Raw genomic sequence first — 13,211 nt, forward strand, 5'->3', positions numbered from 1 at the left:
ACGTAATGCATTCATGTCGAACACTCCCTTCTTTGATTTCCATTATATCATAAACCACCCCCCGTGCACATAGCAGAAGGAGGCTCCCGCTGCGGCGGGAGCCTCCTTCCTTATGCTCAGACGTGCGCGGCGATCATGCCGACGCCTTCGTCTTCTTCTTGATTTCCTCCTCCTCGTCATCGTCGGTATGGCTGTAGCCCTTGCCGTTGTAGTAGCCGGCACTGCCCACACCCTTGCCCAGGGCATTGGCGAGACCTCGGTCGGCGGCTCTCGAAGAGCCATCCACATAGGAGCCTGCACCGCTCGAAGAGCCCGAGTTACGCAGACTGCCGCTCGCGCCCGTGCGAGCGTCGCTCGAAGAACCGACGCTCACGCCCGCTGCTGCGGCAAGACCGCGATCAACGACGCTGCCTGCACCGACGCGGCTTGCAGAACCGGCGGCGCTCGCCGCACCCTGCGGCTTGGCTGCTACGCCAGACTGTGCGCCCTGCGGCTTAACACTTGCGCCCGGCTGTGCGCTCGGGCTGTAGTAGCCACCCTGACCTGCTGTGCCGCCGGCAAGCGCGGCGTTGCCGCCCGTCGTACCCTGCGGCTTGACTGCCGCACCAGACTGTGCGCCCTGCGGCTTAACACTTGCGCCCGGCTGTGCGCTCGGGCTGTAGTAGCCGCCCGAGCCTGCTGTGCCGCCGGCAAGCGCGGCGTTGCCGCCCGTCGTACCCTGCGGCTTGACTGCCGCACCAGACTGTGCGCCCGCGGCACGCGCGGCTTCATTCACCGCGCCCGTCGCGCCCTGCACCTTGCCGTTCATGCCTGCTGTGCCGCCAACGCCCGCGCTGCCGCCGATGTTCGTGCCTGTGCCTTGCTGGCGGATTCCTGCATCACCGACATTCGCGCTCGTACCCTGCTGCAGTTTCGTGCCACCGTAGTTGACACCCGCTCCCGTATAGGTGAGCGAAGCATCCGGGCCACGATGTGCGCCGAACGTATCCTTTTCATCGTAGCTTGCATGGGCGTACACCTGGCCGTCAGGGCGCAGCGTGCGATCCACGCCGTCCGTGCGCGGTGCGACGAAGAGTCGACTCGGCACCAGATTGAGCGTATAGTTCCTTTCGTACTCGCCGCGTGCGAGCGTTCTTACACCATCCTTTGTGTACCAACCCTGAATTTCCTGCCAGTTGGGCTGACTATAATCTGCCGAGCCGGACATCGGGCCATACGTGAATACACCGCTGTTGAAGCGCTGCAGATCATCTGCGACCGCAGGCGTCAAGAGGCTTCCTTCGTTCGCCTGCGCCGAACCGTCCGCAATGCGGCCCGTGTAGTTCACGCCGCCCTTGCCGGCGTACGTCGCCTGCCAATCGGGCAAGACGTCCAGCGTGCGGCGCTTGATGAAGCCTGCGCCGTCGACGCTATAGCCGCCCGCAGGAGTGCCGTTGACGAATTCATAGTTGCCCATGACATCGTCCGCGCCCTCGAAGCGATAGTTCACATTGTGCCGCTTGAGCGCACCAGCCGGAGTATCCGCCTCCGTCGCCTCTGCATCGTCGTAGGAAGCGCGCAGACTGTTCTTCGCACGCTGCTCCTCGCTCTCCGAAGCAAAGGCTCCTTCTCCCGTGCCGTTGCCATGTTCATCGACATTGGCAAAGTTCAGGTTGTTCCATGCATTATTAACACCCGTCGTGCCGTTGTAGACCTTCCAGGCGTCGGATGCAGTCACCTGTAGTCTGCGGCGGTAGATCGTGCCACTTTGCGGCTGCGTTCTGACCGTCGCCGTAAAGGAAACGCCGGACTTGTCAACCTTCGTCTGCGTCAGATCGTTGCCATCCTTGTCGAGCAACTTGTAATTGCCATTGCTCCAGGAAATATCATACGTCACCTGCTTGTCCGCCTTCGACTGCTTGTTTGCGTCAAGTGCGCTTGCGCCCGCGCTGTCGAAGTTGGCGTCAAGATGGAACGCCTTCTCGTCCTTGGTCAAGATCTCTTGCAGATTCTTTTCGTTGTTGTCCTCGTTGTCCAGAACCTTTCGGAAGTTGCCTTCACGGAAGGTGCCGTAAGCGTTGTCCTTGACTTCGTGCGTGCCGTCGTACTGCTTCTGCACATCTTGGCGCAGGAGTTCAACCTTCAGCCCCTTGGGATTGATCGTGCCGGAATCCTGCAGGAAGCTGCCATACTCAGGATGCGCCTCATCCGTCTTCAAGTTCGCGGGATCTATCTCATAGTTCTTCGACACCGCATCATCATTCATGGCAAGATTTCCATAGGTGATCGTATGCGCATTCTTTCGGACGACGCCGTTCTCATCGCGCTTGACATCCTTCGTGTCATAGACGCCCTGCCGCGTATTGCCGCCCTGCAGGAGCGCCTGCTCCGTACCGACGAGACCCGTATGCGCGTCATTGGTCGGGGAGAAGTGCAGACCGCGTACAGCCGCCTTCGTCGAGCCATCATAATCACGCGTGAGCGTCTCCGGCGCGACGGCGTCAAGCTCCACCTTGACCTTTCGCTTGACAATTTCCGCCGAAGCATCATAAGTGGAAGCAACCTCGTAGTTGCCGAGCGCGATCTTCTCCGCCTCGTTTGGCGAATCGGGATGCTGCACGCTCTTGAGCGCCAGGTTGTAATGCACGACCTTGCCGCTCTCGTTCTTCGTATTGTACTCGTTGTAATCCTTACGCTTCGCGAGTTCTTCCCAAGACTTTGCATCCAGCGTCGCGTTCTTGTCCGCTGCATCCGTCCTACGGTCATGGAAACGCCCATCGGTCGAAGTCGCTTCCACTTTGACCTTGCCTTTATCCGTTTCCAAGATACCCTGATAGGCGAAGTCGGGATGCGTCGAATCAAAAGGCTTCTCCCCGACGCGCAGAAGATCCTTGACCGTATCCGTGCCGTCGTAGATCTTCGCCAGCGGCGCGGTGTCCTTCTCGTCCACCGTGATCTTGCGCGGCGTGATCGTCGCTGTATAGCCAAGAGGACTCGTCCCCTCGGTCGTGCCGTCCGGCTTGTAGGTGCCGTCCAAAAGGCGGGCTTCCATATCGCCCGGATCGAGCTCCCAATCCTTATAATCCTTGCCGGACGTGACCTCCTTCAAACGATAGACAATGTCTTTCTTCTTACTCGTCAGAGCGCCGTCGTTATGCACATTGGCATCGCGCTCCTTGGTCGTCGGGTTTGCATAGTAGGGCATATTCGCCGGTTCGTCGCCCTCGGCATCGCCGTAGAGCTTGTAGTCGAGAGGGATCGCGCCTCCGCCCGTTCCGAGGTCGACGGAAAGATGCAGCTTGTCGTAGAACGCTCGTTTGACCGCCTGCTTGATCGTCTTGGTTTCGTCGGAATCCTTCTCCCCGACGGTGCTTGCCTCGCCAAAGCTGTAGTAACGGCCGTCCGCCCCCTTGAGCTTGGCAGTGCTCGTGCCGTCATAGGGCTTTTCAAAGCCACCGACCCAAGTCTTTTTCAGCTTGACCGTCTTCGGCGTGATCTTGCCCTTGCCGTAGACCATGTCTTCCGGATGGACGTACGTACCGCTTTCATCAACGTAGCCATTGTAGAAATAATTCTTCGCTCCATTGACGTCACGGTCACTGAGGCTCGCCATCGCTTCATCCAGACCCTGCAGGCGCACATCGCGCGCAACGACCTCTCCGGTACTGCCGTTCCTGCGCTTGACATGCGCATTCTGCGTGAAAGAGCCGTCTGCCTTCCGGTCGCCATAACTGCCGTTCTTGATCTTTTGGATCGCCGTATCATCGAGGGACAGATTTTCACCGTCGACTGCTCCCTTGAGCAGAAGCTTCTCCTTGAGCGTCTTCTCCGTCAAGTTGGCATTGCCGTCATACTCCTTGTCGAGCTGGCTGAGATCGAACTCGACCTTCTTGTACCAAATATCACCATGCCCGATGACATTGTAATCCGCCGTCTTGTTCGCCTGGTTGATGGCCGTGTTGTTGTTGTCATACACCTCGAACTCGTAGTTGTCTTCCGCCTTCGCATCGCCGGTCAGATGCAGCTTGTAGCCTACGTCCTTCTTCGCACCGGGCGAATACGGCGAGCGGTTCGCGTTCTTGTCGAGGTACTTTGCATCGAGATTCGCCAGATCCAACGCAACGCCGTCCGTACCGAGAAGGCCGCGCTCATTCTTGAGGGCGCCCGTCTTGTCATCGCGCTCCGCCTTTTCCACCTGGATGAGATCTCGGAGCGTGACATCTTGATTGGCATGCTCTTTCAAGGTGCTGCCACGGCCTTCGTAATAGCCGTTCTTGACGCCCGTCTTGCCGTCGTAGATCTTCTGCACATCCTGCAAGGTGAGCTTCACTTTGCGCGGATCGATCGTACCGATGCCGGTATAGGGCTTGTCAATCGACGGACCCGTATAGATGAAGTTGTCCTTATCCACAGAGAAGGTAAATTGGACATCCTTATTCGTCCCGGCATCCTTCGCCAGAAGCGTCCCCGTGTCCTTGAACTTGCCCGTTGCCGAATACGCACCGTCGATTTCCGTGATGTCCCACTCTTTCGGCGTCGCGCCCTCGGTGTACTTGACCTTGACTTTTGCCCCCGATTTGCGCAGACGATCCATCGCATCGGGGATGTCCGCCGTGCCATCATACGTCTTCCTAATCGAAGAGGGATTGAAAGCCGGATTCAGCTCCACATCGGTGATGGTGAGCGGCGTGATCTTGCCTGCGCCCGTCAGCTTGTAATAGCCGGCTGTCGTATCGGCTTCAAGATCCTTGATGCCTTCCGTCGTCTGATAGACGAGGTTGTAGTTGTTCGCCTGATCGACGAGCTGAATATGACTGTAGTTGACAGCGTTCGCCTTGCCGTCCTTCGGCTTCACATTGGGATCGCGATACTTCGCCCGATACTCATCATGGGCTGGCGTATGATTGAGCGTCGCTGATGCTTCATACGCGCCGCCGGCTTGGACGGCTGCCTTCGCCGTATCGTAGTATACGCCGTCAATCGTGAGCTTCGAGAGGATGCCGCCCGTGACCGTATCGGTGTTCGTATTGCCATTGTAGACCTTCTGCGCCTCCGCCGCCTTGACGAGGAGGTTTGCCTTTTGGATCGTCCCTTCGCCGTCAATCTTTGCGCTGCCGGTTCCAGCATCGCGTGCGAGCGCCTTGTTTTGGAATTCTGCCAGCGTCAGAGCGCCCTTGTCCAGTTGATCGAAGTCGCTCTTCTTGTAGATGCGATAGTTGTCCTGTGTACCGTCGGAGAGCGTGAGCGTATACGTCACCTTCCTCGCGCCGGCGTCCTTCTCAGCGAATTCACCTTTTGCAGACCATTTGTCCGCATTCAAGAGTCCTGTATCGCGGTTCTTGATATGATCATCGGAGAAGCTCGCACTGCTCTTCGCAAGAACCGTGACCGATTTGGCGCTTCCTGCCGTCGCATTCGTGAGATTCGCATCCTCGATATCCTCGTTCGCATTCGACGTGCTGCTGTAACGCTTCGCATCCTTCGTGCCGTCGTAATACTTTTCGAGCGTAGGATTGACGAGATCAGCAAAGACCATGCGGCGCTCGATGTCGCCCTTGGCTGTGATCTTTCCGCCGTCGGCGACAGCCGTCCCGCCATGCTTGAAGGTATAGTTGCCCTTGTCCTTGCCGTCGAAACTCACCGTGTACTCGACATCATAGCCCTTCGCTGCCGCAGCGAAAGGATCGATGTTCGCCTTGGAAACATCCGCTCCCCCCTGCTTGTAAAGGCCCTCGGATTTCCCCGAACCGTAGACGAGCTTGACGTCATCTCCGTCGGTTCCTTCCTTGACCACATCTTCATCATGCAGGTGGAGATGATTTTCGATATCCTTGACCTTCGACGTGCCGTCATAGACCTTGCGTGCATAAGCATCCGCATCAACGCGAAGCTCCTTCGGATTGATCTTGCCGTCCATGATCTTATAGTAGTCATAGCTGCCATCGGCCTGCCATGCGCCTTCATTTGGAGCAGCATTTCGCAGATCTGAGAGGTCGAAGTTCTTCAAATCCGCCGAATCGAATGTGACATTGAGACGAACCTTCTTGCTGGCTCCTGCGTCCTTGGCACGCGTACCGGCATTTCCGGTATTGTCCGTCGGACGGTATTCCGCTTCGTTGACGCTCGCTATGCCGATGTCGATCTCTTTCGTCCCATCTTTCACATAGCTCTTCGTCACAAGGTTCTTCCAAAGCGTAGGATTCTGACTCGCCGTCTTGCCCGAGACGAAGCCCGTGCCATCGTGTCCCTGCACCCACTTGTTGCCGTCGTATGTTTTCTCGACTGCACCGGTCTGCAAGCCGATGTTGAAGTTGTCCCCTGTGACCTTGCGCTTCTCGATCAGGCCATAGCCTTTCATCGTATAGTATAGGTTGCCATTGGAATCAACCATCGTATCCTTGTCGAGATCAGCATTCTCTCCTGCGGCATCCTTGTAGACCAGCTTATAGTTGCCGGCATCAGCGCCCGTGAGCTGGATGCGGCGATACGTCACATACTTGTTCTTGTTCGCCGCCGTATCATCGGCATTGGCATCTTTCTTGTTGTAATGGCGATAATACTTGTCCGTCGCGTCCGATCCGTCCGGCTTTTCTGCGATGTGGTTGAGCTCGACGTCGTCGAGTACGCCATTAGTATTCGCATCGTCTGCTCCCGGCGCCGATTCGTGCTTTTTCGGCCTCGCCAATTCCAGCTTTCCCTGCCCCGTCGCTACATCGACATCACCGTTGTACTGCCGCCGGACATCCGTAGGAGCCTTGACGAGAAGATCCGCCTGGGTGATCGTGCCTTTGCCCGTAAGCGGCGCATGCACAGCATCCCATTTCTGTCCCGCATACGTCGAGCCACCGTCCGGCGCATGGTAGAAAACATAGTTCGTCGGCACGCCAGTAACCTTCGGCGTATAGAGAACCTTGTCGTCTGCAGCGCCGGCATTGCGATTTTGATAAGCGCCCGTCGAGATATTGGATGCATCATCCAAATTACCCTTCTTGGCAAATCCCGCATTATTCTGTCCGCCATTGCCAAGACTGAGGAACGGATCTCCGCTGGTCGCTCCCTGGAGGATCAGTTTCGTCGTTCCGTCGTAGGACTTCGTGGTCATTTCCGGGTTCTTGGCGTTGCCGCTGAGGCTCACATACATCTTGCGCGACTGGATGTAGCCGACGCCGTCCCGCTCGAAGGTGATGTGATTGTGATCGCCGTCCACCGTGTACTTTCCTGTTGTCGTATTCCCATCGTGCCAGTTGCCAAGCTCGTAATTCCCTGCGGCCTCTCCGAGAAGCTTGATCGTATATTTGACGCCATAGGCAGCGGCACCTGCGTGCAGTGTAGCGCCATCATCCTCCTGCGCGTTTGCGTTCGGTGCCTTGAAGTCTCCTGTATTGGCAAGTGTATTGTAATATACGGAGTTCGCCCGCTCAATCTCGTAGCCGATGCCCGGCTTGAGTTCCGTCCCATCGACCGTGAGCTTCCGCAGTCCGTCCGCCTCGGCACGTTCGTTCGCATCGTACGTCTTCGTGACCTTGCTCTTCAAGAGTATCTTGAGGTTGTCCTTCGTCAGAACCATCTTCGTGATGTCGCCGAGGACGTCGAACGCATCGTCAATCTCATAGTTGCCGCTGTCCGCTCCCGTGAGAGCCTTCGAGATGCCCGTATATGCCACGGTATAGTTCGTGCCGCGGTTCACGGCCTTCTCAGCTTTCGTCGCGTCCTTGTAATACGTTCCCGTGATCGTAGTGCCGGTGCCCGTATTGAGCGTGACCGTATCGCCCGAGATCTTGCCGTCGAGGGTATGCTTGCCATCCAGCAGCGACGCCGAAGCGTCAGAGCCGCCATTGTAGCCGCGCGTGACCGGCGAAGTAGATGTAAGCGTCAGCTTCTTCGGCGTGATCTTGCCCGTGCCCGTCATCGTGATGGCGCTGCCTGTCGTCGCCGTGCCGCCTGTGGGCGTGTAGCTCAGGACATAGTTCGTCGCGGCATTCGTACCTGTGAGGCCGATCTTGTACTCGACGTCCTTGCCATCTTCAATAACATCGCCCGTCGCCGTGCGCGAGACGTCCTTGTCGCCGGCCTCCAATCCGCTCGCCTTCTTCTTGTAGACGGCAGACGTCGCCTTGATCTCCGCGCCGTCGCCTTCGACGAGCTTGTGATCGTCGGCCGTGCCTGTGACGTAGCCGAAGTTCGTGCCGAACAGCTTGTTGTTCGTCGTGCCGTTCGTGCCGTCCGTGACAGCCGTCGTCTTGTCATACACCTTGTCGATACCCGTCTTCTTCAAGAGGTCGACCGTGATCTCGCGCGGCGCGATGAACCCCGCACCCGTAACGGCATAGTCATCCGTCGTGTTGAGCGCACGCGTCGTGCCGCCGCCGAGATCAAGCTCGTAGTTTGCGAGCGTCTCACCATTCGTCGTGTCGCTCGCCTTGAGGGTATAGGAAAGAACCCGCGCACCATTGGGATTCGTGGTCGCGTTGTAGACGTCCTTCGTCGTCGCGCTCGTGGCGCTGTTCTTGTAGTAGGCCTTGTTGTCCGCAGCACTGATGTTGAACTTGAGCTTGTCCTTGTCCGCCTCGATGACGTTCCTGCCCGTGTCCAAGGCTTTGCCGGCTTCCTTGTCGACCGTGCCCTGCACCTTGCGCGTGCTGTCGACGACGAGGTAGTCCGTGCCGTCGTAAACCTTCGGCTTGCCCGAGACAGTGAAAGCCGACGCGTCAATCTTGCGCTTTTCAATCGTGCCCGTGCCCCAGATCGTACCGCCGTCCGTCTTCACCGCGCCGATGTAGCGGTCATTCGTCAATTTGTTCGCATCATTCGTAAGGGATGTGTAATCTGCCGCATGCGCAGCCTTGTACGCGTCCTCGCCAGCAGCCTTCTCACGGTAGAGCACGTCGCCCGTCTTATTGACGAGCATATAGTTCGCCGTCGAGCCCGTCGCTCCGGCGGCAAGCTTGATGTTCTTGTAGGCGATGTCGCGGTCGACCTTGGCATTGCCCGAAGTATTATCGTCGGCATCGGACGTTTTGTCCTTCATGTACTTCGCCTTAATGTCCGTGTAGTTGAGCTTGACGTCGCCCGCGGCATAGCCGCCTGCGGTCTTCGCCTCGAGTTTCAGCACATCGTTTGTCGTCTTCGGATCAACCGTACTCTTCACGTTCGCCGTGCCATCGTATGTCTTGCTGTAGTCCTTCGTATCGTCAAGGCCGACGACGATTTTCTTCTGGCGGATATTGCCCTTGAGGCCGGAAGCGGGCGGCGTAAGGCTGGCAGCATCAATATTGCTGTAGTTTACCGCGTCCGCGCCCGTGAGCGTGAAGGTCCCCCCTATAGTCAGTGACTTGCCGTAACCAGCATTGGCATCTGCGAAATTAGCAGTCACAGGATGCGCCGGATCAATGCCAATCGTTGCATTATCGCCGTCTATGACCCCTGTGATGCTGATACTGTCCGCCGTCAGGGACTTCTTTAGCGCATCCGTCGCGTCGGGCGTGGTGTCGTATTCCTTCTCGATCGTCAGGTCGTTCCAACTGCCGACGACCTTGCGCTTCGCGATCGCAACGTTCGTGCCCGCGACGTCGTAGCCATGCTGTCCGCCGTAGAGGACGGCCGTCTTGCCCGCATTGCGGCGGCCGTGGTCGGTGTCGAGCTTGATCTCCTTCGGATCGTTGGCTGCAGGCGCCGTGTAGCCAACGATGTTTACATCGGAGACATTCTGCACTTCCGTTCCGTCCGCCTTCGTAATCTTACGATAGGTGGCGTCGTAAGTGCGCTCGGGTATGCTCGCTCCGTTATTCGTTTTGAGCGTGCCGCTGATTATATCCGTATATGTATTGGAAACATTGCCGCTGTGTGCATGACCCGACTGCTCAAAATCGGCATACGAATACTCCGCCTGCACCGTGCCCTGCATAAAGGCGGTAAGAAGCGGCGTCGACTGCCCCGCGAAGATGCGCCACGTCGTATTCGCGCCGCCCTCGTCGGAGATGTCCCATGCGCCATAAGAAGAAGCCTGCTTGGCATCCTTATCATCGACAGCAGTCCCCGTCACCTTATTCGTATTGACTAACTTGGCTTTGCCCGTCGATGTCGCATAAGAATCGTAAGCGTTGATCGTATTATCCGCAATTCCCAATTGCGTGCCTTGAGACGTGTATGCATTCTTGATAAAAGACGAACCGCCCAATGACTTATAAACAGCGCGCGAAGTGCCTGCTTTGAGAAGGCCCGTATTGTAAACAGCATAAATCTGGCTGGTGCCTTGAATCCAACCTGCCACGCCAGCCGCCTGAGAATTAATTGGGGCCGTATTATAGGCATTGTCCAGACTGGAAGCATCCAGTCTGCCAACAAGACCTCCCGCCTCATGCGGAGAAGCACCACCGATCTCCTTCGTAGCCGCTGGAGTGGCACTCGACACCTCATTGTAGACATTGAATATATGCGTACTATTTTCCGCCTTGCCGACGACAGCGCCGCCATAGTCAAGCGTGGAGAGATTCGCATCGCGGATGCCGACATTCGCGATCTCCGCACCTGATGCATTGCCGAAAAGCCCCGCATAGTCCGTGGCATCGCCCGATGCCACGGTCATATTCTTGATTTCGTGGAACATGCCGTCGAATTTGCCTGTAAAGGGATCGGTATTCGTGCCGATCGACGTATGCGCCGCGCCTCCAAAGTCGATATCATTGCGCAGCATATATCTGCCCGCAAGACCTCCGGCAGTCGTCCTTATTGCATCGAGATCTGCCTTGCTGCCGACGAGCTTGTACATATTGGCATCCGTGAGATTCTTGTACTTACCCGTACTGCCATACGTCGGTGCAGAAGAAACATAGCCCACATGCACATAGCCCTTGTTGGCACGCACGGTCTTCATACCGCCAGCATCCACCTCAAGCGCACTCTGGTCAGCGACGGCAGAGACATCCGGCGAGTCGATCTTCGCATCGTTCATGATGCGCACGCTCTTGCCTTCGAGGACGATCTTCGTCGCCTTGACCGAGCCGCTGCCGTCGACAAGGCTGACGATATCGGACTCGGCCAGACCCGCCGAGCTGGCCGCGCTCCCATTGATGATACTGCCCGTGACTCCAGCACTCTCTGGAGTATCGAGATCGATCGTGCCATTTTTGACAGATGTGCCGATGGCGTCGGCATCGAGTTTGCGCGTCGTCACATAGAGGTTGCCGACATTGACGCTAGCCGTTTCGCCAAAGACAACGCCGTTCGTATTCGCGATATAGACATTCTTGCCGCCTGTAATCGAGCCGTCGATGCGCGACGTGACCTTGCCCGTGACGACATTGAGGTAATTGTTCGTCTTGGCGCCGCCGTCAAACTCTACAGATTCACCGTTTTTGACGGAAAAATCCTTCCAGCCGATAACATTGTTCGTATTATGGCTTTCGATTGTCGTTGCCGTACCAACATTAACCGTCGCACCGCCTGCACGCACACCCTTATCATCCAGAGACGGCGCGCCGTGCGCCGTCGAGGCAATGCCGAGGAGGCCGGCAAAGAGGCCGAGGCTGACTTGACACGCCAAGGCGTCCTTCTTGCTCATTCCTCTCATTTCTCATCTTCCTTTCTATCGCAAGAGAAGCCACCACAAGATGTGGTGGCTTTCTTTCCTTCTCGACTCCTGCCTCGGCAGGGCTTTAAGGCGGCAAAAGCCACCTATATATTCCTACTACTGCAACAGACTCAAGACACCGCTCGACGACTGGTTCGCCTGTGCGAGCATGGCCTGCGCCGTCTGCGTGAGGATGTTGCTCTTCGTGTAGTCCGTCATCGCCTTCGCCATATCGGCGTCACGAATCGTCGACTCGGCATTCTGCGTATTCTCGCTCGCCGTGACGATGTTCGACGACGTGAACTGCAGGCGTGCCTGCGCCGCGCCGAGCACCGTCTGCTGGTCGAGGCACATGCCGATGGCGTTCTCGATGACGTTGACCGCCGCATTGGCGCGTGCACGCGTCGTGACCTGGATCGCCTTCGAGTCCGAGCCCATCATGCCGAGCGCCTTCGCGTGCATATCGGTGAAGCCGACCTTGACGGCCTGGTTCGAGCGCGTGCCGATCTGGAAGACCATGGCGTTGTCGGGCGTCGGATCTTGAGCGCGCACCGTCATCTGGAATTTGTCGAGCATATTGTTCTGCGCCTTCTTGATATTGCCCTGCGAATCGGTCAGGCAGAACGTCACGCCGCCGATCTGTCCTGCAGTACCACCATTGGCTGCACGGATGCAAACAGCATCCTTGCCGTCCGCCGTCCGCACCTCATGATTATACTGGTCGACACCGACATAAGAAAGATCTGTTCCTCCCGTATAGGCCTCAAGATCCTGTCCGCCCGGATTCGGCACGAACTGTCCCGCAGCCGTCGTGAAACAATCAGCCAACGTAAGATTGCCAACTCGGAAGGTCTTTTCATACGTTTTGCCGTCCTTGACGTAAGAAACCGTCATCCAATCCGAAGGCAAGATACCGAGGCTCTTACCGTTCCGATCGGCATATTCCGAAAGAGCCTTTCCCGTGGCATTCGTCCCTTCCGCAAAGGCCTGGTTTGCCCATGTGGACTGCGTACCATGAGGCACTGCCACCTGGTTATTGTACGTGCCGCTCATCAGAATCTTGCCGTTGTACTGGATGTTCGCATTATCATTGATCTGATCGACCATCGCGTCCATTTCCTTCTGGATCGTCGCGCGGTCGTCATCGGTGTTCGTGTCGTTCGCCGCGTTGATGCACTTCTCCTTGAGCGTGCGCAAGATCTCGACGGTCGAGGCGACAGCGCCCTCGGCGACCTTCATCATGCTGTTGCCGTTCTGCGTGTTCTGATTGTCCTGATCGAGCGCACGAATCTGCACGCGCATGCGCTCGGAGATCGACATGCCCGAAGGATCGTCGCCTGCGCTCGTGATCTTCATGCCCGAGGAAACCTGTGCAAGGCTCTTCGCGCGATCCTTCTCGTTCTTGTTCAGCGTGTTCAGCGTATTCGCTGCCTGCATATTGTTCTTTACTACTAGTGGCACAGCAAAAACCTCCCTGATCATTGACGCCACAGCCAAAGAAACGCGCTTCCTTACGCTGCGACTGTCTTCCCTGATATGCCCAGAGGTCTCCGCCGACCTCCCTATCGCTTTACAGCAATTATATCGTAGCTTCCTCCATTTTCCTTAAGCAAGGCGATGATTTTTTTTTGCCATGAAGCCCCAAGAGGTCAAGCCGAAGGCG

2 protein-coding genes are annotated in these 13,211 nt (G+C 57.1%); both read right to left on the reverse strand.

All coding sequences use genetic code 11. The features are described 5' to 3' along the window. Positions 1–133: 133 nt before the first annotated feature. Complete coding sequence (locus OL236_RS08600) at positions 134–11,548, reverse strand: filamentous hemagglutinin N-terminal domain-containing protein (RefSeq protein ID WP_265070289.1); 11,415 nt, start codon at positions 11,546–11,548, stop codon at positions 134–136. Positions 11,549–11,665: 117 nt separating this feature from the next. Further along, positions 11,666–13,009, reverse strand: coding sequence for a flagellin (locus OL236_RS08605; protein ID WP_265070290.1), 1,344 nt, complete (start codon positions 13,007–13,009; stop codon positions 11,666–11,668). Between the last annotated feature and the right edge of the window lie 202 nt (positions 13,010–13,211).

It is taken from the genome of Selenomonas sputigena (assembly GCF_026015965.1).
In the GTDB taxonomy this organism is placed as follows: domain Bacteria; phylum Bacillota; class Negativicutes; order Selenomonadales; family Selenomonadaceae; genus Selenomonas.

Excerpts from the sequence above, each read along its gene's own strand:
- OL236_RS08600 (WP_265070289.1), bottom strand. The coding sequence starts at position 11,548 with ATGAGAGGAATGAGCAAGAAGGACGCCTTGGCGTGTCAAGTCAGCCTC.